Source organism: Microcella alkaliphila, assembly GCF_002355395.1.
In the GTDB taxonomy this organism is placed as follows: domain Bacteria; phylum Actinomycetota; class Actinomycetes; order Actinomycetales; family Microbacteriaceae; genus Microcella; species Microcella alkaliphila_A.
In genome coordinates this window covers 847,364-871,595 of the sequence record NZ_AP017315.1, presented here as the reverse complement: position 1 = coordinate 871,595, position 24,232 = coordinate 847,364, and the positions used below count along the sequence as shown (strand labels likewise).

General features: G+C 69.1%; 23 protein-coding genes and 1 tRNA gene. 5 read left to right on the top strand and 19 right to left on the bottom strand.

Features of this window, described 5'->3' with window-relative positions:
• The first annotated feature begins 19 nt into the window (after nt 1–19).
• Entirely contained in the window at nt 20–322 is a 303-nt protein-coding gene (locus tag CPY97_RS04215) for a helix-turn-helix transcriptional regulator (RefSeq protein WP_096420924.1), read from the top strand.
• Nucleotides 323–512: 190 nt separating this feature from the next.
• Here CPY97_RS04215 and CPY97_RS04210 read toward each other — a convergent pair whose 3' ends face one another.
• The 3 genes from CPY97_RS04210 to CPY97_RS04200 form a co-directional block, all read right to left on the bottom strand.
• Entirely contained in the window at nt 513–1,808 is a 1,296-nt protein-coding gene (locus CPY97_RS04210) for a PhoH family protein (protein ID WP_231924125.1), read from the bottom strand.
• 230 nt (nt 1,809–2,038) lie between these two features.
• Entirely contained in the window at nt 2,039–3,169 is a 1,131-nt protein-coding gene (locus CPY97_RS04205; protein ID WP_231924031.1) for an aminotransferase class V-fold PLP-dependent enzyme, read from the bottom strand.
• 47 nt (nt 3,170–3,216) lie between these two features.
• Nucleotides 3,217–3,999 (bottom strand): isoprenyl transferase, encoded by a 783-nt coding sequence (locus tag CPY97_RS04200; RefSeq protein ID WP_269457839.1) that lies wholly within the window; start codon nt 3,997–3,999, stop codon nt 3,217–3,219.
• Nucleotides 4,000–4,085: 86 nt separating this feature from the next.
• Between CPY97_RS04200 and trhA the strand changes: the two genes are divergently transcribed.
• Nucleotides 4,086–4,859: a PAQR family membrane homeostasis protein TrhA gene (trhA, locus tag CPY97_RS04195; RefSeq protein WP_096420923.1), complete on the top strand. Its 774-nt coding sequence runs from the start codon at nt 4,086–4,088 to the stop codon at nt 4,857–4,859.
• Here the strand turns inward: trhA and CPY97_RS04190 are convergent.
• Entirely contained in the window at nt 4,821–5,150 is a 330-nt protein-coding gene (locus CPY97_RS04190) for a hypothetical protein (protein WP_096420922.1), read from the bottom strand. The genes trhA and CPY97_RS04190 overlap by 39 nt on opposite strands.
• A 146-nt stretch (nt 5,151–5,296) precedes the next feature.
• Between CPY97_RS04190 and CPY97_RS04185 the strand changes: the two genes are divergently transcribed.
• Complete coding sequence (locus CPY97_RS04185; protein ID WP_096420921.1) at nt 5,297–5,698, top strand: DUF4307 domain-containing protein; 402 nt, start codon at nt 5,297–5,299, stop codon at nt 5,696–5,698.
• A 69-nt stretch (nt 5,699–5,767) separates the two neighbouring features.
• On the top strand, nt 5,768–6,262 hold the full coding sequence (gene greA, locus CPY97_RS04180; RefSeq protein ID WP_096420920.1) for a transcription elongation factor GreA: 495 nt from the start codon (nt 5,768–5,770) through the stop codon (nt 6,260–6,262).
• Between the two features lie 15 nt (nt 6,263–6,277).
• Here greA and ilvA read toward each other — a convergent pair whose 3' ends face one another.
• Entirely contained in the window at nt 6,278–7,519 is a 1,242-nt protein-coding gene (gene ilvA, locus CPY97_RS04175) for a threonine ammonia-lyase (RefSeq protein ID WP_096420919.1), read from the bottom strand.
• Nucleotides 7,516–8,697 (bottom strand): AI-2E family transporter, encoded by a 1,182-nt coding sequence (locus CPY97_RS04170; protein ID WP_096420918.1) that lies wholly within the window; start codon nt 8,695–8,697, stop codon nt 7,516–7,518. Before CPY97_RS04170 ends, ilvA begins: the two co-directional genes overlap by 4 nt.
• Nucleotides 8,698–8,792: 95 nt before the next feature.
• On the opposite strand from CPY97_RS04170, the gene CPY97_RS04165 reads away from it, so the two are divergent.
• Entirely contained in the window at nt 8,793–10,004 is a 1,212-nt protein-coding gene (locus tag CPY97_RS04165) for a winged helix-turn-helix domain-containing protein (RefSeq protein ID WP_096420917.1), read from the top strand.
• On the opposite strand, the gene CPY97_RS04160 is transcribed toward CPY97_RS04165, so the two are convergent.
• From CPY97_RS04160 to CPY97_RS04090, 13 genes are all read right to left on the bottom strand, one after another.
• The gene (locus tag CPY97_RS04160) at nt 10,001–10,879 is read right to left on the bottom strand and encodes a M48 family metalloprotease (protein WP_096420916.1); all 879 of its coding nucleotides are present in this window, start codon (nt 10,877–10,879) and stop codon (nt 10,001–10,003) included. The genes CPY97_RS04165 and CPY97_RS04160 overlap by 4 nt on opposite strands.
• A gap of 44 nt (nt 10,880–10,923) precedes the next feature.
• The gene (locus tag CPY97_RS04155; protein ID WP_096420915.1) at nt 10,924–11,490 is read right to left on the bottom strand and encodes a LemA family protein; all 567 of its coding nucleotides are present in this window, start codon (nt 11,488–11,490) and stop codon (nt 10,924–10,926) included.
• A 2,342-nt stretch (nt 11,491–13,832) separates the two neighbouring features.
• A tRNA-Leu gene (locus CPY97_RS04140) sits at nt 13,833–13,905 on the bottom strand.
• Between the two features lie 24 nt (nt 13,906–13,929).
• Entirely contained in the window at nt 13,930–15,252 is a 1,323-nt protein-coding gene (locus CPY97_RS04135; protein WP_096420912.1) for an NAD(P)/FAD-dependent oxidoreductase, read from the bottom strand.
• 39 nt (nt 15,253–15,291) lie between these two features.
• Nucleotides 15,292–16,560 (bottom strand): S8 family peptidase, encoded by a 1,269-nt coding sequence (locus CPY97_RS04130; RefSeq protein ID WP_096420911.1) that lies wholly within the window; start codon nt 16,558–16,560, stop codon nt 15,292–15,294.
• Entirely contained in the window at nt 16,533–17,051 is a 519-nt protein-coding gene (locus tag CPY97_RS04125) for a DUF501 domain-containing protein (RefSeq protein WP_096420910.1), read from the bottom strand. The genes CPY97_RS04130 and CPY97_RS04125 overlap by 28 nt, the downstream gene beginning before the upstream one ends.
• Complete coding sequence (locus tag CPY97_RS04120; protein ID WP_096420909.1) at nt 17,048–17,548, bottom strand: FtsB family cell division protein; 501 nt, start codon at nt 17,546–17,548, stop codon at nt 17,048–17,050. Before CPY97_RS04120 ends, CPY97_RS04125 begins: the two co-directional genes overlap by 4 nt.
• Nucleotides 17,549–17,620: 72 nt before the next feature.
• A complete protein-coding gene (gene eno, locus CPY97_RS04115; protein WP_096420908.1) occupies nt 17,621–18,901 on the bottom strand; it encodes a phosphopyruvate hydratase in 1,281 nt (426 codons plus the stop codon).
• A 62-nt stretch (nt 18,902–18,963) separates the two neighbouring features.
• Nucleotides 18,964–20,247, bottom strand: coding sequence for a histidine--tRNA ligase (gene hisS / locus CPY97_RS04110; protein WP_096420907.1), 1,284 nt, complete (start codon nt 20,245–20,247; stop codon nt 18,964–18,966).
• 47 nt (nt 20,248–20,294) lie between these two features.
• Nucleotides 20,295–20,897 (bottom strand): TetR/AcrR family transcriptional regulator, encoded by a 603-nt coding sequence (locus CPY97_RS04105; protein ID WP_161494066.1) that lies wholly within the window; start codon nt 20,895–20,897, stop codon nt 20,295–20,297.
• Nucleotides 20,898–21,185: 288 nt separating this feature from the next.
• Nucleotides 21,186–22,277: an ABC transporter permease gene (locus tag CPY97_RS04100; RefSeq protein WP_096420905.1), complete on the bottom strand. Its 1,092-nt coding sequence runs from the start codon at nt 22,275–22,277 to the stop codon at nt 21,186–21,188.
• Nucleotides 22,274–23,197, bottom strand: a complete 924-nt coding sequence (locus tag CPY97_RS04095) for an ABC transporter ATP-binding protein (protein ID WP_096420904.1) — start codon at nt 23,195–23,197, stop codon at nt 22,274–22,276. The genes CPY97_RS04100 and CPY97_RS04095 overlap by 4 nt, the downstream gene beginning before the upstream one ends.
• 16 nt (nt 23,198–23,213) lie before the next feature.
• The gene (locus tag CPY97_RS04090; RefSeq protein ID WP_096420903.1) at nt 23,214–24,056 is read right to left on the bottom strand and encodes a MazG family protein; all 843 of its coding nucleotides are present in this window, start codon (nt 24,054–24,056) and stop codon (nt 23,214–23,216) included.
• Nucleotides 24,057–24,232 lie beyond the last annotated feature (176 nt).

The window sequence follows — 24,232 nt, the reverse complement described above, 5'->3', positions numbered from 1 at the left end:
CGCGTAAAGAATCGCCACGATGCGTGCATCCCGCGCCTACAGTGGAGGGGTGTCGGAGTGGACGTTTCTCACCAATCACGCACACGTGCTCGTGTGCCTCTCCGACGACGAATCCCTGCGCGTGCGCGACATCGCCGAGCAGGTCGGCATCACCGAGCGGGCGGTCGTGCGCATCCTCGGCGAGCTGGTCGATGCCGGCTACCTCGAAAAATTCCGCGACGGACGGCGGAACACGTACCGCATCCTGCGCGACCGGCCGCTGCGGCACCCTCTCGAGAGCGCGCACACGGTGGGCGAGCTGCTCGACTCGGTCTCGAACTAATCACCGCGGCGACGGACGCGAATAACGTGGCCCTGCGGTCACGAAAAACGGGCCGGGATGCCGAGCAGCTCTCCGATCCGCACCACCGGTTCCGAAGCGCACGCGGTCCGCACCCCGGCCCGCGCCCTCACCCTACCGCTCGTGATGAGCCCTCAGCAGGATCGGGATGCGGCACCCAGACTCGGCGCCTCTACGCGAGCTCGTTGCCCTCCAGCAGGTCGGTGACGAGCGCGGCGATGGCGCTGCGCTCGCTGCGGGTGAGCGTGATGTGGCCGAACAGCGCGTGCCCCTTCAGCGTTTCGATGACGCTCGCGACGCCGTCGTGGCGGCCCACACGGAGGTTGTCGCGCTGCGCGACGTCGTGGGTGAGCACCACCTTGGAGTTCTGGCCGATGCGGGACAGCACGGTCAAGAGAACGTTGCGCTCAAGGGACTGCGCCTCGTCGACGATGACGAAGGCGTCGTGCAGCGAGCGTCCGCGAATGTGCGTCAGCGGCAGCACCTCGAGCAGGCCGCGGTCGACGACCTCGTCGAGCACGTTCTGTGACACGACGCTCGACAGGGTGTCGAACGTGGCCTGCGCCCACGGGTTCATCTTCTCGCTCGCATCGCCCGGCAGGTAGCCGAGTTCTTGCCCGCCGACCGCGTAGAGCGGGCGGAAGACCATGATCTTGCGCTGCTGGTTACGCTCGAGCACCGCCTCGAGGCCCGCGCACATCGCGAGCGCCGACTTGCCGGTACCCGCTCGACCGCCGAGCGATACGATGCCCACCTGGGGGTCCATCAGCAGGTCGATCGCGAGCCGCTGCTCGGCCGAGCGGCCGTGCAGGCCGAAGACGTCGCGGTCGCCGCGGACGAGCTGGATCTCGTCGTCGCCGACGACCCGGCCGAGCGCCGAGCCGCGGTCGGAGTGGATCACGAGCGAGGTGTTGACGGGCAGCTCGCGCACCGTGTTCGAGCGCACCACCTCGCGGTCGTAGAGGTCGGCCATCTGCTCGGCCGACAGGGTGACGTCGGCCATTCCGGTGTAGCCGGAGTCGACGGCGAGCTCGTGCCGGTACTCCTCGGCCGCGAGGCCGATCGATGACGCTTTGACACGCATCGGGAGGTCTTTCGAGACGACCGTCACGTGCATCCCTTCTGCGGCGAGGTTCATCGCTACGGCGAGGATGCGCGAATCGTTGTCGCCGAGCTGCAAGCCGCTCGGCAGCACTGACTGGTTGGAGTGATTCAGCTCGACGCGCAGGCTGCCGCCCTCGTCGCCGACGGCGACGGGGAAGTCGAGACGCTCGTGCGTGATGCGCAGCTCATCGAGGTTGCGCAGCGCCTGACGGGCGAAGTACCCAATCTCGGGGTCGTGGCGTTTAGCCTCCAGCTCGCCGATGACGACGACCGGCAACACGACGGCATGTTCCGCAAAGCGGAACATCGCCTTCGGGTCGCTCAGCAGAACCGAGGTGTCGAGCACGTACGTCCGCTGCGCCACCTCCGCCTTCTGCTCGGTCGCGTTGGACGAGGAACGAGAGGTGCGAGTCGCGGCCACGGTGCTCCATCCCCGGGGCACCTCCGGCGCACCCGGAACCAGTTCTACGAGGTCGGCCGGGGGCTCGCGAGACGAGCGTCCGGCCGTCTCGATCGGGCGCGGTGCCCGATGCCGCTGACGCTACGCCCGACGCGAGGGATGCGCGGGAACGACACGCGAGAACACGCGCGCGTTCACGCGACCGTCATGTTCTGAAACTCGGCACAGGCGAGGCGCAGGAGGTCGAGCGTGTCGTCGCGCGTGGACACGTGGGCCGACAGGCGCACCGCCCCACCGATCCTGGCGGCGGTGATGCCGTGGTTGTGCAGGGCCGCGGTGAGCGCCGTGACCGCGCCGCGCGGTGGCTCGATGACGACGATGCCCGCGCGCTCGGCGTCGTCGCGCGGCGACAGCACGCTGAGCCCTGCGAAGTCGGCCAACTCGATGATCTGAGCACACGTCGCGAGCACCCGCTCGCGGATCGCACCGACGCCGACCAGGGCGACCTCCTCCGCAGCGCCCGCCAAACGCGCCTGGGCGGTGGGGTCGGCGTATCCGACGCGGTACGCCCGCGCCCCGCTCACTGGGGGTGAGACCTGATCGGTGCGATCATCGCCGTGGTCGCCCGCCGCCGCCAGCCAGCCGGACCACACCGGCACGAGCTGTTCGGCAGCGCGGTCGCTGAGCGCGAGGAAGCCGGTACCGTAGCCGGCCCGGAGCCACGTGCGACCTGTACCAACGACAACGTCTGCCACCTGCCACGGCGCATCGACGACACCGAGCGCCTGGCTCGCATCGACGATGAGGAGCCGGTCGCCAATCACCTGGCGGATACCGTCGAGGTCGACGAGGTGCCCCGTTCGGTCGTCGACGGCGCTGACCGCGACGGCCGCGATGGAGCCGGTGAGGGCATCCGCGATCGATGCAGGGGTCACCCGCTCGTGGTCGGGGGTGAAGCGGGTGGCCTGCAGCACGCCCAGAGCGTCGGAGGCCCGAGCGACCGCGTACGAGGTCGCCGGATGCTCGCTCGTCGACAGGGCGATGCCACCGGTGAGCCCGAACGCGACGTGCATGAGCGCCTGGGACGTCGACGGCTGGAAGACGACCTGTTCGGGTTCGATGTCGAGCAGGGCGGCGATGGCCGCATCCACCCGGTCTTCCTGGTCGACGATCGCCGTCAGCGAGCCGAAGCGGGCGTTCGACAACAACAGGGACTGCGCCCGCTCCTCGCCCATAGCTGCCTCGCCGATCGGAGCCACCGTGGCGAAGTCGAGGTAGCCGGGTTCGTCGGTGAACTCGGCAGCGTACTCATCGAGCGTCGGCATCGTGTCGCCTTTCGTTGGGGTGTGCAGTGAGACTTCTCGTGTGCTCGTCACTGTCCAAAGCGCCGCTGGCGCCTCGAAAAGTCGCGCAGCGCGCGCAGGAAGTCGACCTCACGCAGATCGGGCCCGAGGGCCTCGACGAAGTAGAACTCGCTGTGCGCGCTCTGCCACAGCATGAAGTCGCTGAGGCGCTGTTCACCGGAGGTGCGGATCACGAGGTCGGGGTCAGGTTGCCCGCCCGTGTACAGGTGCTCGGCGATGTGGTCGGGGGTGACCTTCTCGGCCAGGTCGTCGAGGGACCCCCCGCCCGCCGAGTGCCCCTGAATGATGCGCCGCACCGCCTCGACGATCTCGCGGCGACCGCCGTACCCGACGGCGAGGTTCACATGCAGACCGGGATGCTGTTCCGTCGCATTCGAGGCGCGCTCGAGCGCCGCGCACAGCTCCGCCGGCAAGCCGTCGCGGCTGCCCACGTGGTGGACCCGCCAGTCGCGCACGCCCGACAGCTCGTCGGCCAGCTCGGCGATGATCTGGGTCAGCGCGGCCAGCTCGTCGCTGTCGCGGCCCGACAGGTTGTCGGCCGAGAGCAGATAGAGGGTGACGACCTTGATGTCCGCGTCGTCACACCACTCGAGGAACTCGCGCACCTTGACGGCGCCCGCCCGGTGTCCGTGTTCCGTACTGCCGCCCCACTGGCGCGCCCAGCGGCGATTGCCGTCGATGATCATCGCCACGTGATGCGGGTGCGTCGTACCCGCCAGCTGACGGCGCAGCCGACCCATGTAGAGGCGGTAGAGGGGCCCGCGCCCCGCGAGAGTTCGCGTCGAACGCACAGCCCTACGGTAGTCCACGGCGCATGGGTTGTGGCGGTCGTCCAAGCGGACCGGGGGCACACATCCGCGCGACGTAGCATCAACGTATGACCGCCACCCCGCAGGGTCCGTCCACGGACCGCGATAACGCGACGCCCGAATCCGTCGAGCGCGAGCCGGGAGCGCACATCCCGAACATCCCCCTGCTGGACGACTCGATCGACTATCGCGCGGGCGAAAAGAAGCCGACCTGGCGGGGATGGATCCATGCCGGCACTTTTCCGCTCGCCATCGTCCTCGGCCTCGTGCTCGTGGCTCTCGGTGACGGCCCGATGGCTCGCTGGTCGAGCGCGGTCTTCGTCTTGAGCTCACTGCTGCTGTTCGGCATTTCGGCGACGTATCACCGCTTCACCTGGAGCGACCGCATGCGGGTGCTGCTGAAGCGGCTCGACCATGCGAACATCTTCTTGCTGATCGCCGGAACGTATACGCCCCTATCGCTGCTCGCACTCCCCCTCGACAAGGGGCTCATTCTGCTCGTACTCGTCTGGTCGGGGGCGCTGCTCGGAATCGGATTCCGCGTGTTCTGGATCACCGCTCCGCGCTGGGTCTACGTTCCGCTGTACCTGCTGCTCGGCTGGGCCGCTGTGCTCTACATCGGCGACCTTGTCGCCGCGAACGTGGCGATGATGGTGCTGATCGTCGCCGGTGGCCTCGCCTACACCGCCGGCGCGATCATCTATGGCATGAAGAAGCCCAACCCGATTCCGGGCGTGTTCGGCTTCCACGAGATCTTCCACGCGCTCACCGTCGTGGCGTTCCTCTGCCACTGGACCGCGACGCTACTGGTCTCGATCAACCCGCCCTTCAACGCCGGCTGAGTCGGCGGGGGTCACATCGGGCGCGAGCTCGCCTGCCTCTGCCTGCTCGGCGGCGAGTCGCTCGGCCTCGAGGCGCTCACGCACCTCGCCGCGGTAACGCACCCGGCGGATGCGCCGCGACATGTCGACGATGATGAAGATCGACGCGACGGCGACGAAGAAGATCGCGAAAAACCCGGCAACCCCGGGCGTGACCGTGTTCGGGTCGCCCTGGAACGGCGGGATGAGCGGGTCGTCGATGGGGTTCGGCCCGAGGCCCTCAGGCAGTCGGGAGATAACGGACCAGAACACGGCGGATGCGCTCCTTGACAGACAACGGGATCGACGCGTCGATCGCGCGCCGGCCGGGAGGGGCTGCACAGGATCGGCCCCTACCCTGGGAACACCCAGCGTATCCCCCGCGCCAGAGCGAACACCGAGAGGGCACAGCGAACCCCATGACCGTGCAGCAGCGCCTCGATGAGCGCTACGGCCGCAGCCCCAATGAGGACCGACGCACCCGGCGTATCCTGATCATCGGCGGCATCATCTTCACGATCGTCTTTGGGTCGTGGGTTGTCTGGGGCGGACTCTCGGGCACAAACGCCACCCTCGAGGTGCGCGAGTTGGGCTTTGCCGAGGTGACGGAGACGAGCATCACGGTCGCGTGGGAAGTCTCGGTCGACCCGGGCACCGACGTCTCCTGCGCCGTCCAAGCCCTCAACGAGAACTTTGGCATCGTGGGGTGGCGGGTCCTCGACCTCGGCGCCTCGGACCAGCGCACCCGCACCTTCACCGAAACGCTGCGCACCTCGGAGCAGGCTGTGACGGGTTTGCCGTACGGTTGTTGGCTCCCGTAGTCTTTCCCGAATCGATCTCGGAACCGGCCGCGTCAGCGGCCGGTTCTGTTTCGCATCAGGAGGCACTTCATGAGCGACACCAGTGGCACCACCCAGTGGCTCACCCAGGACGCGTACGACCGGCTGCAGTCCGAGCTCGAGCACCTGTCGACGACGGGCCGCGCCGAGATCGCCAAGCGCATCGAGGCGGCGCGCGACGAGGGCGACCTCAAGGAGAACGGCGGCTACCACGCTGCGAAAGACGAGCAGGGCAAGATCGAGGCGCGCATCCGCACGCTGACCGAACTGCTCAAGAACGCATCCGTCGGCGACGCCCCCGAAGCAGACGGTGTCGTCCGCCCCGGCACGGTGATCACGGCGACGATTCTCGGCGACGACGAAAAGTTCCTGCTCGGCAGCCGCGAGATTCTCGCCGACGGCAGCGACCTCGATGTGTTCAGTGAGGCGAGCCCGTTGGGCCAGGCGATCAACGGCGCCAAAGTCGGCGACACGGTGCGCTACGAGGCGCCGAACGGAAAGAGCATCGAGGTCACGATCGTCGAGGTCGAGACCTACGCGCCCTAGCGCGTCGCGTGTGCGTTAAAAGTCGACGCGCGGTTCATAACCCTCGGCCCGAAGCGCGCCCAGCACCTGTTCGGCGTGCTCGGGGCCGCGGGTTTCGATGTGTAGCTCGAGTTCGACCTGGCTGATCGCGAGCCCGGTGCCGTGGCGGGTGTGCAGCACCTCGACGACGTTGGCGTTCTGCGCCGCGACGATTTCGCTGGTGCGCGCGAGCTGCCCTGGCCGGTCGGGCAGCGGGATGCGCAACTTCAGGTAGCGTTCGCTGGCCGCCAGTCCGTGGCTAATCACGCGCTCCATGATGAGCGGGTCGATGTTGCCGCCGGACAGCATCACGACGGTGGGCCCGGTCGCCCGAACCTTGCCAGTGAGGATCGCCGCGACACCGACGGCACCGGCCGGCTCAACGACGAGCTTGGCGCGCTCGAGCAGCACGAGCATGGCGCGCGCGATGTCGTCGTCGTCGACCGTGACGACATCGTCGACGGTGTCCTTGATGATCGCGAAGTTCAGCTTGCCGGGCTTCGAGACCGCGATCCCGTCGGCGATGGTCGGGCTGATCGTGATTTCGGTCGGAGCGCCCGCGGCGAGCGAGACGGGGTATGCGGCGGCGTTGACCGCCTGCACCCCGATCACGCGAATCTCTCGGCCGAGCGCGGCGGCCCGCTGCTTCAGAACCGAGGCCATGCCCGAGATGAGACCTCCCCCGCCGATGGGAACAACCACGGTCGCGAGGTCGGGCACCTGATCGAGCACCTCGAGCCCGAGCGTGCCCTGACCGGCGACGACATCGGGATGGTCGAACGGCGGGATGTAGACGGCACCGGTGCGCTCCGCGTGCTCAGCGGCGGCCTTCAGGGGTTCCGCGACGGTGTGCCCGCGCAACACGACGTCGGCGCCGTAGTCGCGCGTGGCGGCGAGCTTCGGCAGGGCGACGCCGATGGGCATGAAGATGGTGGCTGGGATGCCAAGCTCGCGCGCGGCGAACGCCACGCCTTGGGCGTGGTTACCGGCCGACGCGGCGACCACGCCACGCGCCTTCTCGTCGTCGCTCAGCGACGAGATGCGGTTGTACGCGCCACGGATCTTGTACGAGCCGGTGCGCTGCAGGTTCTCGCACTTCATGAAGACGGGCTGCCCGAGCACGCGGCTCAGATAGTGCGATGACTCCATCGGCGTCACGTCGACCACGCCAGTCAGAGTGGTGCGCGCCCGCTCGACCTCCTCGAGCGTGGGGCCGGCGATCGTGAGCTCGTGCGTCATTCGTCGGCCTTCCTATCGGCGGGTTCATAGTCACTGGCAGGCGACTCCGGTTCAGGCGGCAAGATGTCTGCCAGTTCGGGGTCAGGGTGCTCGCGCCAGGCGCCGCTCGCCAGGTAGCGGACCACCACGTTCAGCACGGCCGCGATGGGCACCGCGAACAGGATGCCCGGTATTCCCGCGAGGAAGCCGCCGGCGGCGACCGCGAGCACGACGGCGAGGGGGTGAACCTTGACCGCCTGACCCATCACGAGCGGCTGCAGGACATTCGACTCGACCTGCTGCACGAGGAGCACGATGGCAAGCATGATGAGGGCGATCACGATGTCGTAGTAGACGAGCGCGATGAAGACCGCGAGCGCCCCGGTGACGACGGCGCCGACGATGGGCACAAAGCTTCCGAGGAAGACGGCGACCGCGATCGGCAGGGCAAGCGGCAACTGCAGAATCAGCGCGCCGAGGCCGATACCGACCGCGTCGACGAAGGCGACGAAGATCTGCACCTTGGCGAAGTTGCTGAGCGTCAGCCAGCCCGCCTTGCCGGCACCGTCGACCGGCACCCGCGCCGGCTTCGGGAAGAGTCGCACGATGAACCGCCAAATGCGGGGGCCATCGATGAGGAAGAACAGCAGGGCGAAGAGCGCGAGGATCGCGCCGGTCGCCACCTCGGCGGCGGTCGATCCGACCGACAGGGCGCCGGACAGCAGGAAGTCGGGGTCGATCTCGAGTTCGTCGATCGCGTTCGCGATCCAGTCGCTGATGGTGTTTTCGCTGAGGCCGAAGGTGTCGGTTGCCCACACGATGAGTTCGTCGTAGCGCTCGATCGCGCGCGCCTCGATCGAGGCATACCCCGCTCGAATCTCGGACACGACGAGCCACACCAACCCGGTGACCGTGCCGAGAAGCGTGAGCATGGCGGTGATGACCGCGAGCCACTTCGGAAAGCGCAGCCTGCGCTGCAACAGGCCTGAGAATGGCTGCAGCAGCGCGGCGAGCAGCACCCCGATCAGCAGCGGAATGATGAGCAGCCGCAGCTGGATCACCAGGAAGATCAGGATCGCAATCGCACCCGCGACCACGAGGAACCGCCACGACCATGCGGCCGCAATGCGCATGCCCGGCGAGACCGTGGACTCAGCGCTGAACGCCGGCGTCTCCGGGCTTCGCAATCGACGGAACATTCGGCCAGTCTACGAGCAGGCTCAGGATGCTCGTGGCCGCGCGCATGCCCTCTCGGGCATGCGCGCTCGTCCGGGGTCGGCACTAGCGTTGCCGTGTGGACCAGCTCAGCCGCGCCGAGGCGCGCCGCCTCGCGCTCGCAGCCCAGGGGTTCGATCGAGCCCAGTCGTCGGCCGTGTCGGCGCGCACGCTGAGTTCCGCCGTTGACCGTCTGCAGGTGCTCCAGCTCGACAGCGTGAATGTGTTCGCGCGCTCGCACTACCTCCCGTTGTTCGCCCGGCTCGGCGCCTATGACATGAGCGCGCTCGATCGACTGGTGTTCGCACGCCGCGGCCGCTACCTCGAGTACTGGGCGCACGAGGCGGCGCTCATTCGCCGCGACGACTGGCCGCTGTGGCAGTGGAAGCGCGAGGCACTGCGCCAGAAGTACCACGCGCGCGACGGGTGGGTGAGCAAGAACCCTCGAATGATGCGCTGGCTGCTCGACGAGCTCGCGGCGAACGGGCCGATGACGGTCAGTGACGTCGAGCACGACGCAGCCGTACGCCGGGGCCCCTGGTGGGGCTGGAGCGACGTGAAGCTCGGGTTGGAATCCCTGTTCGCCTTCGGCGACGTGGTGAGCGCCGGTCGGCGCGGGTTCTCACGGGTGTACGCGCTGCCCGAGCACGTCGGTCTCACCGAGCTGCACGAGCTCGCGGTTCCGCGTGCCGAGGCCGAGCGCGAGCTCGTCGCCCGCAGCGTGCGCGCCCTCGGCGTCGGCACGGTGGCCGACATCGCCGACTACCACCGCCTGAAGATCGCGCCGACGCAAACCGCGCTGCGTTCGCTCGTCGATGACGGTCTCGTCGAGCCCGTCACGGTCGATGGCTGGATGCGCGGCTCGCGTCCCGAACCCGCCTACCGCTGGGCTGGCGCGCGCGTCCCCCGCCGGATCGAGACGACCGCACTGCTGTCGCCCTTCGATCCCGTCGTGTGGTTCCGGCCGCGCACCGAGCGACTATTCGACTTTCACTACCGCATCGAGATCTACACGCCCGCGCCGAAGCGGCAGTTCGGCTACTACTCGCTGCCCGTGCTCATTGATGACGACGTCGTCGGCCGCATCGACCTGAAGAGCGACCGACAGGCCGGGGTGCTCCGCGTCCAGTCGGCCTGGGCCGAGGAGGGGGTCGACCCCGGCTCCATGGCCGAGCGGGTTGCGCCCGTGCTGACGCGGGCCGCGCAGTGGCAGGGGCTCGGGGGTGTGGTCGTCGCCGACTGGGGAAACGCGATCGAGGCGATTCGCGCATCCGTCGCCCGAGAGGGCTAGAAGCGCGCCGAGTTCTCGATGAGCCGCTTGACGCGATCGGGGATCGGCGGGTGGCTGGCGAACATGCGGTCGATGACGCCCGGCTTCATCGGGTCGCTGATCCACAGGTGCGCCATCGTCGAGTTCTGACGTTTCATCGGCCGCGCGTAGTCGCCGAGCTTCTGCAGGGCACTCGCGAGCGCTTCGGGGTCGCGGGTGGCGAGCGCTCCGGTCGCGTCGGCGAGGTACTCGCGCTGGCGGGACACGGCGGCCTGGATGGCGGCGGCCGTGAGCGGCGCGATGATCATGGCCGCGAGCCCCAGCACCAAAACGATGGGGTTTCCGCCGTTGTTGCGACTGCCCCCGAAGAATGCCATGCGCAAGAGGATGTCGGTGAGAAAGCCGACGAAGACGACGAGGCCGAACACGATCGTCGAGACGCGAATGTCGTAGTTCTTCACGTGACCGATCTCGTGCGCCATGACCCCGTTCAGTTCGCGGTCGGTCATGATCTCGAGCAGACCGGTCGTCGCGGCGACCGAGGCGTGCTGCGGATCGCGACCGGTCGCGAACGCGTTGGGCGCCGGGTCGTCGACGATGTAGACCTTGGGCATCGGCATGCCCTCGGTGATCGCAAGGTTTTCGACGATGCGGTACAGGCGCGGGTTGTCGGCCTTCTGGATCTGGCGTGCCCCCGCCATCGCGAGGGCCTGCGATCCGGCGGAGAAGTATTGGATGAGCACGTAGACGGTCGCCCCGATCAGCGTGCCGATCGTAATTGTCAGCCCGCTGCCGTAGGCGTAGTCGAACACGAGGGCGATGAGCCCGATGAAGATGACGAACAGCACGATGATGACCACCGTCTTGCGCTTGTTCGCCGCAATGGCGCGATACACGTGTCAGCCCTCCTGGAAGGCCGGGAATGAGTCGATCAGGCTGGTCAGAACTGTACCCGGGGCGGCTCGGCGATGGCGGCCGCGTCGGCGACCTCGAAGAAGTCGCGTTCGGTGAAGCCGAGGCTGCGCACGAAGAGTGTGTTCGGGAACTGCTTGATCTTGACGTTGAGCTCGCGCACGCCGCCGTTGTAGAAGCGGCGCGACGCCTGGATCTTGTCTTCCGTGTCGACGAGCTCGCCCTGCAGCTGAAGGAAGTTCTGGCTGGCCTGCAACTGCGGGTACGCCTCCGCGACCGCGAAGATGCTCTTCAGCGCCTGCTGCATGTGGTTCTCGGCGGCGCTCGCCTCGGCGGGCCCTTGAGCGCTCAGCGTCTCGGCGCGGGCTCGGGTGACGTTCTCGAAGACCTGCTTCTCGTGGGCGGCGTAGCCCTTCACCGCCTCGATGAGGTTCGGCAGCAGGTCGGCGCGGCGCTTCAGCTGCACCGTGATGTCGCTCCACGCCTCGTCGACGCGCACGTTCAGCGTCACGAGAGCGTTGTACGTCGCCCAGAGGTAAATGCCCGCGATGATCGCGAGAACGAGGATCACGCCAACGACGATGAGGAATTCCATGGTCTCAGCATAGGCCGCGGTGCCGCGCGGCGACAGGGTGACCGCTATGCGCGGGCTGTGCACAGCGCGCCGCGGCACGCCACAGAGGCGCAATGCTGGAAGAACCGTCGAACTCCTGAGTAGAGGCGAGAGGGGGGATATCCATGCGGCCTGCCCGGCGCCCTGATGGCGCGCGCTGGCGACGGCCGCGGACGCTCGCCCTCCTCATCGCGCCCCTCGCGATCGCGGCACCGCTGGCCACCATGCCAGCCGCACCGGCGCACGCCAGCACCGCGTGGGATGTGGGCACCGACGCCTCCGTCTTCGTCGGACAGAACGTGGTCGAGCTCACGGGCACGAAAGATGCCGACAGTGCGTTGCGGATCAGTCGCGGTGGCGATCTGGTGTGCGAGATTGGCCCCGGAACGGAGTCGTTTTCGTGCGGCCCGCTCAGCGTGCCGAACGGCATCGTCGACCTCACCGGCGTGCAACTGTTCGACGACGAGACCTCCCAGCAGTCGACCCTTCGCCTGCAGGTCTTGGGCCCACCAACGGTCACCGCGAACGGCGGTCGCATCATCACGGCCGGGCGCGTGGTCGGGCAAGGCCAACCCTTCGCGCAGGTGCAAGTGCAGACGACGGGGCCCAACGGCACCGTGACGCACGGCTGCCCCAACGTGCTGCCCGACGGCTTCTGGTCGTGCGCCCTGTCGAGCCAGAATGCTCCCGAGGGCGAGTACACCGTGTCGGCCCGCCAGGGCGTTCCCGACAGTTCCGACTTCTCGGTGTTCAGCGGCGGCGTTCCCATGACGCTCGACCGCACCCCGCCGTCGCCCCCGACCGTCACGAGCCCCGAGGCGGGCAGCGAGGTTGACGAGCCGCGCGCGGTCGTGACGGGTAGCGCGGAGCCGAATGCGAGCATCCAGGTCTTCGTCGACGGCGAACAGCGCTGCCAGACCGAGGCAACCGACTCGGGCGCGTGGGAGTGCACCATCGCCCTCGGCGGCCCCGGTGAGTGGTCTATTCGGGCGTTGCAGCGCGATGCGGCCGGCAACTTCAGCGCACCGACCTCTCCCCTGTCGATTTCGGTTGCGCCAGGCGACACGGCCTCGCCGTCGCCTACGCCCGCACCGCCCCCCTCGACGCCCCCGCCAGGAACCCCGGGAACACCCGCGCCGAACCCTGACGCGCCCGAGGCACCCGAACCACCCACCGACACCGACACCGACACCGACACCGACACCGACACCGACGGTAGCGACGAGACGGACGCGAACGGCGGCGCCACACCCCCCGCTCCCAACCCCAACGATGCGGAACCGTCCGAGCCCCTACGACCCGGCAGCCCCACGCCGTCGACAACGACGAGCAACTGGGGAACCCCGACAACCTTCGGCGCATCGCTTCCGTCCGCGTCCGAGGTGTGGGAGCGCGGAGGGTGGCTCATCGGGATCGTCGTCGGCATCGGCTACCTCCTGCTCGTGGCCTGGCCGATGCGACTCGCCACCCAGGGGTCGCTACCGAGACTTCGCCCCGCTGGGTTCCACATCACCGGACGCAATCGCGGTGTGGTCGACGACGGCAGCCCCATCCTTCCCGCGTGGTTGGTCGCGGCCGGCGTACTCGGCGGTGCCACTCTCGTCGCGGCACTGTCGGGCGGCATCGACCTGGAGGTGCGCTACCTGCGTCTCATGGCAGGGATCGGCGCAGCACTGCTCGTACTCAACGCGATCGCCGTCGTCATTCCGGCACGCATCGCCGGGCGATTCACCTCGGCGACCGTGATCGAGCGGCTACTGCCCTCGATGTTGGTGGCGGCCACCATCACCGCCCTGTTGTCACGCGCGTGGGAGCTTCAACCCCCCATCCTCGTCGGCGTGCTCGTCGCCACGACGATCGTCGGAGCCGTGCCTCGCGCGGCGCGGGCCGGCGTCGCGATCGCGCAGCCCGCCGGTGTGGCGGTTCTGGCTCTCGCGGGCTGGGCGATCCATGACGCGCTGTCGCCCGCGTACGGGTTCTGGGCGAACCTGGCCGCCGAGGGGGCCGCCGCCCTCGCCCTCGGCGGATTCGGGTCGATCGTGCTGCTGCTTCTGCCGGTCGGGCCGTTCCCGGGGCGCACCCTGTACGCGATCTCGCGCGTCGGGTGGGCCGTCGTGACGGTGGTCACCGCCTCGGTCGCCGCCGCCATTGCGGTGTCGGGTCCCAGCTTCCCGATCGTTCCCCTCGCCGGTTTCGCGGTCGCGTTCGCCGCCGTCTGCCTCGCGATGGTGGCGTGGACCCGCTGGGTCGAGCCGAGCCTGCGCCAGTACCCCGGGTGGGGGTCGAACCCCGCGGGCCGAACCAGGCCCGCGCCGTGCAGAGAGTACCCCGGGTGGGGGTCGAACCCACACTGTGGCGATTTTAAGTCGCCTGCCTCTGCCATTGGGCTACCGGGGCGTCACCCCAGCATAGAGAGGCGGGTTATGCCTTCGGGCGCGAGGCAAACGTTCGGAAGTACTTCTGCGGCTCTTCGCGCGCGGAAAGCGTGACGTTGTCACGGCCGAGCAAGAGGTTCCAGAGCCAGCCGTTGACGACGCGAATCTTGCGCTCCCACATGGGGATCGCGAGGCCGTGGTAGCCACGGTGGGCGACCCATGCCGGGAAGCCCTTGATGGCGATCTTTCCCGACTGGAACACGCCGTAGCCGAGGCCGAGCCCGGCCACCGCGCCGAGGTTCTTGTGCACGTAGTCACGGGGCTCTTCGCCGCGCAGCACGGCAGTGAGGTTCTTCGCCAGCCGCTTGCCCTGGCGCACCGCGTGCTGAGCGTTCGGCACGCAGTAGCCACCGACACCGCCACCGGTGAGGTCGGGTACGGCGGCGACGTCGCCCGCTGCCCACGCGCCGTCGACAACCGAACCGTCCTCGGCGATGACGCGGAGATCGGCCTGGGCGCGGATGCGCCCGCGCTCTTCCAGCGGCAAGTCGGTGCCGCGCACGACGGGGTTCGCCATGACGCCAGCCGTCCAGATGATGAGGTCGCTTTCGAAGCTTTCGCCGGTCGACAGCTCGATGACGCCGTCAACGGCGCTGGTGAGTTGTGTGTCGAGGTGCACGGTCGCGGCGCGCTGGGCGAGGTTCTTCAGCACCCACTTGCTCGTCTCGAGCGACACCTCGGGCATGATGCGGCCCATCGCTTCGATGAGGTGGAAGCGGGTGTCGTCGATGGTGAGCTGCGGGTAGTCCTTCAGCAGGGCGCTCGCGAGTGCGCGCAGCTCGGCGAAGGTCTCAATACCGGCGAAGCCGCCGCCGACGACGACGACGGTGAGCAGCCGCTCGCGCTCGGGGCCGGCCGGCAGGTTCGCCGCGCGGTGGAAGTTGTCGATCAGGCGATCGCGCACGGCGACGGCCTCTTCAATGGACTTCATGCCGATCGCGACGTCGGCGACACCCGGAATCGGGAAGGTGCGCGAAACGGAGCCCGCGGTGACGACCACCTGGTCGTACTCGAGCTCGTACGAGTCGCCCACCTCGGGCTCGACCGTGACGGTGCGCGACGCGTGGTTGACCGCCGACACCTTCGCGGTGATGACGCGGGTCTTCTTCAGGTGACGACGGTGCGACACGACCGAGTGGCGCGGCTCAATCTGGCCGGCAGCAACCTCGGGCAGGAACGGCTGATACGTCATGTAGGGAAGCGGGTCGATGACGACGACTTCTGCCTCGCCCTTGCTGAGGTGCTTCTCAAGCTTCAGGGCGGTGTAGAAACCGGCGTAGCCTCCACCGACGATCACGATTCTGGGCACGACTGACGTCTCCTTGGGTGGTGAGGGAACCCGCCTAATCTACTGCCTCCGCGCGCGACTGACGAACCCGGCGGTCAGCAGGGCGAGCCCGGCGATCCCGGTGAGGCCGGTGATACCGGCGAGCAGCACCACCGGGAGGCGCGGCGCACTCAGCCGCCACGCCCCTTCGAGGGCGGCGACCGTGACGTCGACGGGCACCGTGCGTGCAATTGGGGCACGAGCATCCCGGCCGGTGAGGCTCGGCAGCGAGCCGTCGGCGCGACGGTTGACGACGACCCACTCGGCAATCGTTCCGAGCGGGTTCGCGTCGACGCGCGGAACGTCCGCGAAGACGGCGCCCCGCGCATCCACGAGCCCGAATCCGTAGATGGGGTCGGGAACGCGGTCAGTGACCGGGCGAGCCGTGGCGAGGATGCGCTGGATGACATTGGGGGCGTCGAGCTCGGGATAGGCGGCGCGGACAAGCGCCGCGATGCCGGCGACGATCGGGGTCGCGCCGCTCGTGCCCTGCCAGATGACGTAGCCGCCGCCCGGCACGGCTCCGACGAGTTGCTCGCTCGGCGCCATGACGCCGATCGTGATGCCCTGTGACGAGGCTCGGTCGCTGGCGACGCCCTGGCGATTCACCCCGCCGACGACGAGCACTCCGGGCATGGTGGCGGGTGCCCCGACCTGCTCGGTGCCGCTGCCGCGGTTGCCGGCGGCGGCGATCACGACGACGTCGTTGGCCTCCGCGTAGCCAAACGCGTCGTCCCAGCTTTCGGGCCATTCGACGGTGTTGCGGGTGAGGGACAGCGAGATGATGTCGGCGCCCTGATCGACGCTCCACCGCACGGCCTCGGCGATCTGATCGTCGCCACTGCGGGCGGCCTCGACGCCGAACGCGAGCGAGACCGTCAAGAGGTTCGCGTCGGGGGCAGCCCCCAGCACTCCCCCGCCGGGGCCAAGCCCGCGACCGGCGGCAAGGCTTGCGACGCGCGTTCCGTGGTCGCTGCCGATGCCGACCGGTTGGGTGCCATCGGGCGAGCCGATGCCGCTGACGTCGGTGCCGCCAACAACGACGCCCCCGAGGTCGGGGTGCGACGCGTCGACGCCCGAATCAATGATGGCGATCGTCACACCGGCGCCCCGGGTCGCGGCCCACGCACCCCGGATGCCGTACTCGTCGAGCCAATACTCACGGTCACGGATGCTCGTGGCCGCCACCGGCTCGTCGGTCGCGATCGCGCCGGCGCCGGCGCTGAGCGCCCCGCCCAGGAGGGCGAGGGCGGCGGTGGCGGCTACGCGCCGCGCTGATCGGGCGCGCACTGACACACCTCGGGGCTCCACGTGCAGGCGGCGAGGGCGAGATCGCCGATGGGGTTGACGCCGGGGCCGACCGCGAGGGAATGCCCGATGAGGGCGTGCAGGCATTTGACGCGCGTGGGCATGCCGCCCGCCGAGTAGCCGTCGACCTCCTCGACGTGAAGCAGGCTCTCGCGATCGGCGAGGTACTGCTCGTGCGCGGCGCGGTAGGCATCGGCCAAGTCGGGCTCGTCGACGAGTCGCTGGGAATACTCGGCCATGATGCCGCTTGCCTCGAGCGTCGAGACGGCCGCCGTCGCGGCCGGGTGCGTCAGGTAGTAGAGCGTCGGGAACGGCGTGCCGTTGCTGAGCCGTGGACGCGTCGCCACCACGGTCGGCGCCCCACATGCGCATCGCGCCGGGATACCAATGACGTCGCGCGCCGGTCGGCTGAGCTGCGCCGAAACCAGCTCGACGTCACGCTCGGTGAAGGGCTCGAACGGGGGTCGGCTCACGGGGTTCCTTGAACGATGGGGGCGACGAGGTCGTCGGCCTCACGGTCGGTGAGGGCGGCGGTCATGACGCTGAGCAGCACCGCCCGACTCCAGTCGACCCGGGTGGTCTGAAGCTCGTCGCTGATCGGCTGCAGTGGATCGATTTCGATGGTCTGCCCGTCATCGATCACGAGATAGCTGATGTCGCCTGGGTACACGTAGAGCAGGCGGTCGCGCGCCTGCGCCTCGATGAAGGCCGGGTCTTGCCAGCGGTCGATCTCGGTCGCGAGGCCGTCGACGAGAGCCTGCTGTTCGGCCACCCGCTGTTCGAGCGCTGCGAGCTCTTGCCGCTGCTCGACGAGCACGCGCAGGCTCGGGGCGAGCACCACGAGCGCTCCGATGATGAGGATCAGCACCGTGACGGTGAGGCCCGAGACGTGAAGGTTGCGAAACCACGGAGTCTGCGCAGGCGCATCGTCGGGCAGGACGACGGGGATGCTCGGGGTACGTCGCGCCATGAAGCCAGGGTACGCGACGGGCCCGCCGCGATCAGGAGACGCGGCGGGCCCGAAGCAGGGTTCTGATCGCGACTACGCCGTGAAGCGCGGGAATGCACTCCGCGCAGCGTACACCGCCGCCTCGCCCAGCTCTTCCTCGATGCGCAGCAGCTGGTTGTACTTGGCAACGCGCTCGCTGCGGGCAGGAGCACCGGTCTTGATCTGACCGCAGTTGGTCGCAACAGCGAGGTCGGCGATCGTCGTGTCTTCGGTCTCACCCGAGCGGTGCGACAGCACGGCGGTGTAGCCGCTGCGCTGCGCGAGCGCGACAGCGTCAAGCGTCTCGGTGAGCGTGCCGATCTGGTTGACCTTCACGAGCAGCGAGTTCGCCGTGCCGCGGGCGATGCCGTCGCCGAGGCGTGCGGGGTTCGTCACGAACAGGTCGTCACCGACGATCTGCGTGCGCGAGCCGATCGACGCGGTGAGTGCGGCCCAGCCATCCCAGTCGTCTTCCGACAGGGGGTCTTCGATCGTGACGAGGGGGTAAGCGTCGAGCAGCTCGCCATAGAAGGCGGCCATCTGCTCGGCGGTGCGCTCGTTGCCCTCGAAGCGGTACGAGCCGTTCTCGAAGAACTCGGTCGCGGCGACGTCGAGGCCGAGCGCGATGTCGGTCCCGGCGCGGAATCCGGCCTTCTCGATCGCGGCAACGAGGAAGTCGAGCGCCGCCTTCGTGCCGGCGAGGTCGGGGGCGAAGCCGCCCTCGTCGCCGAGCCCCGTGGCGTATCCGCCGGCCTTCAGCTCACCCTTGAGGGCGTGGTAGGTCTCGGCCCCCCAGCGCAGCGCCTCAGTGAAGCTCTCGGCGCCAACGGGGAGGATCATGAACTCCTGCACGTCTACCGCGGTGTCGGCGTGCGCGCCCCCGTTGATGACGTTCATCATCGGCACGGGAAGCAGGTACGCGTTCGGGCCGCCCACATACCGGAACAGGGGCAGGTCGGCCGAGTCGGCGGCGGCCTTCGCGACGGCGAGAGAGACGCCGAGGATGGCATTCGCGCCGAGCTTCGACTTGTTGTCGGTGCCGTCGGCGGCCTTCAGCTCGGCGTCGATGAGGCGCTGATCGCTGGCCTCGAGGCCCTCGATGGCGGGGCCGAGCACGTCGAGCACGGCGTCGACGGCCTTCAGCACGCCCTTGCCGAGGTAGCGACCCTTGTCGCCGTCGCGCAGCTCGTACGCCTCGAAGGCGCCGGTCGATGCGCCGGAGGGAACGGCGGCGCGCGAGACGGTGCCGTCGTCGAGCAGCACCTCCACCTCGACGGTCGGGTTGCCACGGGAGTCGAGAATCTCGCGAGCGCCTACGGCCTCGATTGCAGCCACGGAAGGTCTCCTAACGGTGGTGGTGGGTATCGGCCCTGACACGAGCGGGGCCGAGAACCAGCCTACTCGCCGAGGGCGCGCCACTGCAGGGCGGCGACGTCGCGCTCCCCGGCACGGACGCTGGCGAAGCGCGTGTACCCGTCGGCCTCGAGCCGCTCGAGCAGGGCACGCATGTTCTTGATGCGCGCGACGATGCGAACGCGCTCGCCGCTGGCCACGAGCATCCGCTTGAGGGCGATCGTGTCTGCGGCGTCGACGTCCTTATCGACGACGAGCGCGGAGCCGCCGCGTGCATCCTGGCTGCTCGTCACGAGGTCGACGAGGCGTTCGAATCCGAGCGAGAAGCCGCACGCGGCGACGTCGGTGCCGGCGAAACGTCCGATCATGCCGTCGTAGCGGCCGCCGCCACCCAGCGAGTAGCCCAGCTGGGGGTGCGCGACTTCGAAGATGGGGCCGGTGTAGTAGCCCATGCCGCGCACGAGGAAGGGGTCGAAGGCGAGCGGCACGTCGGCGCCGACCGCGTCGGCGATCGCGGCCAGGTCGGCGACGGCCGTCTCGTCGATTCCGGCGGGCAGGGATGCGCGGATCGCGTCGGCAGTGACGGCGCTCGTCGCGCTGTCACCGGCCGCCGCTGCGCGCAGTGCGGGCACCTCGGCGAGCGCCGCCACCGCGGCCTCGGGCAGCCCGCGCTCGCGGAGCTCGGCGAGCACCCCGTCGACGCCGATCTTGTCGAGCTTGTCGAGGGTGATGAGCACGGCGTCAGCCTGGTCGGCCGGGAATCCGAGGGCCGCGAGCATGCTGGTCAGCAGGCGCCGGTCGTTGATGCGGATCGTGCAGCCGGGAACCCCGAGAGCGTCGAGCGCGTCGACCGTCGCCGCGATGAGCTCGATCTCAGCGATGACGCCGGGCTCGCCGATGATGTCGATGTCGCACTGCACGAATTGGCGATAGCGGCCCTTCTGCGGGCGCTCGGCTCGCCAGACAGGCGCAATCTGGATGGCGCGGAACACGCTCGGAAGCTCGGCCCGGTTGCTCGCGTAGAAGCGGGCAAGGGGCACGGTCAGGTCGAAGCGCAAGCCGAGGTCGGCGAGGTCGAGCGGGGCGGTCGCGGAACGGAGGTCGTCGGGGGTCAGCCCGCGCTTCATGACAGCGAACGCAAGCTTTTCGTTGTCGCCACCGAGGCCCGCGTGCAGCCGGGACGAGTCCTCCATCACGGGAGTCTCGATCTCGTCGAAGCCGTGGCGCCGGTAGGTGTCGCGGATCGTGGCGAGCAGCGCCTCACGGCGGGCCTTGTCGGCGGGCAGGATGTCGCGCATGCCGCGGGGCGGCGTCACGGGCGAAGGCATGAGGGCGATTCTCTCACGGTGTCGCGCGCGAGATGGCCTCTCGACCTCTACGCGACGGAGGCGGGCAGCAGCGCTTCGATGCGACGTCGGTAGCTGTCGATCATGACGTCGCACGCCGCGGTTGCGGCCTCTTCATTGCCCGTGACCACGAGGTCGAACTGCACGCCGTAGAGCTGGTCGACGAGGGCACGTGATTCGACGAGGGCGGCCTCGCGCTCGACGCCCAGGCGTTCGAGAGCCTCGGCACCCCACTCGACCCAGCGATCGTGCACGTCGCGGCCACCGACCGTCAGCTCGCTGTCGGTGACCTGCAGCAGGGCCGCCTCGAACTCGAGGCGCAAGAGCGCCCGAGTCGCGGGGTGCAGGAAGCCTCGCCACGAGTCGCGGATCGCCTGGATGTGCACGTCGAGTGACGGCTCGAGGGCGAGCTCCGCGTCGATGACCGACTGCTGACGCTGCACGACCGCCCGAATGATGTCGGCGATGAGCTCGGCGCGTGTGCCGAAGTGATACACGAGCGTGAACGGGCTCACGCCCAGCGCGTCGGCGAGGGTCCGAAAGGTCACCGCGCTGAGCGGCTGATCGCGCAGGTATTCGATGATCTGCGCGAGCAACTCGGGCTTGCGGTTGGGGTCGGAGCGTCGGGCCACGGAAAAAGAATAACAAACGGTTGTTATGATTACAATTGTTATGTATATTTCAGAGTCGGGCACCGCACAGACCACCCTGGGGAGGGTGAGAGCGCGTTCGTCTGCTGCTGAACCATCACCCGCATCGGCGCGGGAACACCACCAGGTGGACGCGTCGGGGGACGCGCGCCACCGGCGGCGCGAGAGTGAGACACCGGTCTCCGCGCGCCGAAGGCGCCTCGTCATTCGGGTTGATGGGGCGCCTTTCTCGTGTGCGGCCGGCAGGCTCGCGTGGCGCCCCGGTCAGCGTTAGGCGACGCGGCTGCCGCGGGGCAGGGATGCGGCCGGCGTGCGTGTGCGCGCGATCGCCGCCGCGAGCATCCCGCCGCCGAGCGCGAGGTGGATCGCGAGGCCTACGAACCAGCTCGGCACGCTCGAGTCGTAGATCCCTCGGGGCGTCGGCCCTTGCTGCCATCGTTGCCCGCCCTCGCCGCGCGCCTCGGCGCACTCGTCGTAGTCGAGCGGTGGCTCAGGGGGCTGTTGAGCGGCACGGACGGCGAAGGCGATGCCGCCGAACAAATCGCGCGGGTTGCCCCACTCGTCCCACACCGGGGGCGACGCGTCGGCGAGCACGACGTACGGGTTCGCCGCCAGGAATCCCCACACCGTGTCGGTGCGCGGCACCTCAAAGCTCTGACGCTCGGGCACGCCGCAGACGACGGTCGTCCAGCGCCCCTCTTCCTCGTCGAAGACGCTCTCGTCGTAGTTGAGCGGCGTGTACGTGTAGCTGACCGTGGTCTGGGCGGCCAGCGACCCGAGCCCGAAAGCGATCAGCGTGCCGACGCTGAGTGCTGCTACGACGAGGTAGGTCGTGACGACAGAAAACAGGGGTCGGGTGATGAGCGCCGACGCCCCGACGCCGACGGCCGCGACGACGCCGAGCAGCAGCACGAGCACGCCGAGCGACGCGATGAGCGTGTCGGGGCGCACCTCCCCCACGATGACCGTGAACAGCATCGCGGGCACGGACGCGGCCAAGAACGTCAGCGCCACCGTCCACGCCGCGAGGAACTTGCCGAGCACGAGCTGCGTCGTCGTCACGAGGGTGACCTGCGTTGTGGCGAGGGTGCCGGCATCCCGGTCGCCGTTGATCGCCGCCCCACTCGTCGCGGGTGTGACGAGCGAGCCGATGAGCAGAACGAAGAAGATCAGGGTCGAGTAGATGCCGGCGCTCGCGAGGTCATCACTGCCGAAAGCGGGTAGCGCGAACCACAGCAGCACGGTGACGATGCCGACGAGCACGAAGACGACGCTGACGAGCACGAGCCACGACACGGAGCGGATGCGCTGGCGCAGTTCGAGCTGAACGATGGTGCCGAGGACGGCGAGGCGCGGGCTCATCGCTCGCCTCCCTTCGCGAGGTCGAGGAAGGTCTGTTCGAGGTCGCCGACGGCGGGGCCGTAGGCGGCAATGCCGACACCGGCGCTCACCAGGTGGGTGAGCAGCTCGGCGGCGTCGGCCTCCCCCGTCACCTCGACGAGGGCGCCGAGATGGTCGGCGCCGACGGCCGGGCGGCCGGCGTCGGCGAGCGCAGCGGTCAGGGCGGCCGCGTCGAGGGCGCGGATGCGCCAGCGGCGGGCGGATGCTCGTGCCCGGTAGACGCTTTCGGCGCTCGCGGTCGCGCCCTGGTCGAGGTAGACGGCGGCGTCGCTCATCTCGTCGAGTTCGGCGAGCACGTGGCTCGACAGCAGCACGGCAGCCCCCTCGGCGGCGAGCTCGCGCACGAGGACTCGCAGTTCGACGCGGGCGGCCGGGTCGAGGCCGGATGCTGGCTCGTCGAGCAGCAGCACCCGTGGGCGGTGCACGAGCGCGCGGGCGAGGCTGAGCTTCTGCTTCTGGCCGCGGCTGAGCACGCGGCTCGGCTGGTCGGCGAGCGGGCCGAGGCCGACGCGGTCGATCAGCTCGCTGGCGCGGGCACGGGCGTCGGCGGGGCTGAGCTCGTAGAGCCGCGCCGTCGTCTCGATGGACTGCCGTACGGTGAGCCCTCCCCACGAGCCGAGCACGTCGGGCATCCACCCGGTGACCTGTCGCACGGCGCGCGCGTCAGTGACGGGGTCGTGGCCGTCAATGCGGATCTCCCCCGCGTCGGGCTTCAGCAGCGTGGCAAGCATGAGCAGCAGCGTGGTCTTGCCGCTGCCGTTCGGCCCGATGAGCGCCGTCACCTGGCCGAAGTGGGCGTCGAAGCTGGCGTCACGCACCGCGTGAACGTCGCCGAACGAGCGGGCGACACCGGCGGCACTGATCGCGGGAGCGATGGTCATGCCGCACAGTCAAGCATCATTCAGGATGCGCGGGGGCACTTTCTGTTTCCGACGCGCGGATGCGGTCTTCCACTTCGCGCACGGCGGCGCGGAGAGCGCGGTCGGCGTCGAGGCCGCGGGCACGAGCATCCGCGACGAGGGCGAGGAGGTGGTGGCCGAGTGCTGTCTCGTCGGCGAGGCGCTCTGGGGCGGTCTGCACCTCTGCCGCCGCCTCTGTCGACGCCTCTGCAAGTGCGGCATCACTGACCGACAGAATGCCCAATCGCTCGGCGCGACCCAACACCTTCTCGGCGCGGACCAGAGTCGGGAGCGCGGCAGGTAGGCCGTCAAGCGAGGAGGTTCGGGCGGGCTTCTCCTGCCGCTTCCACTGCTCCCAGTTCGCGGAGACTTCCTCGGCGGTGTCGGCGGTGACGTCGCCGAACACGTGCGGGTGGCGGCCGATCATCTTTTCGGCGCTGACGCGGGCGACGTCGTCGATCGTGAAGGGCGCATCCGGGTCGGCGGCCGCGATGTCGGCGTGGAAGAGCACCTGGTAGAGCACGTCTCCGAGTTCTTCGAGGATGTCGTCGCGGGTGCCGTGCTCGATTGCCTCCACCAGCTCGTGACTCTCCTCGATGAGGTATTTCGCGAGGCTGGTGTGGGTCTGCTCGGCGTCCCACGCGCATCCGCCCGGCGCCCGAAGGTGGGCCATCACGGCGATGAGCCGATCGAGTTCAGGATGGGGCTCGGGAGTGAGTTGCGGGTGCGAGTGAAGGCTTGGGGGTGGGCTCGGGTGGGGGCTCGAGTGAGGGCTCGGGTGGGGGCTCGCGTGAGGGCTCGGGTGGGGGCTCGACTCAGGGGCCGGGTCGGACGTCGCCATGCGGCCATCCTGCCAGGAGGAGCACGACCACCCTCCCCTCCCGTCGCTGCCCCGACGACCGGCCCGCCGCGGACCCCCTCCCCCGTCCCCGCGCCTTCCACAACCGCGGAAAAGTGAAAGCTCCCCTCCCGTGGCGACTTCCAGAACCGCGGAAAAGTGAAGCGACCCATTCCGTG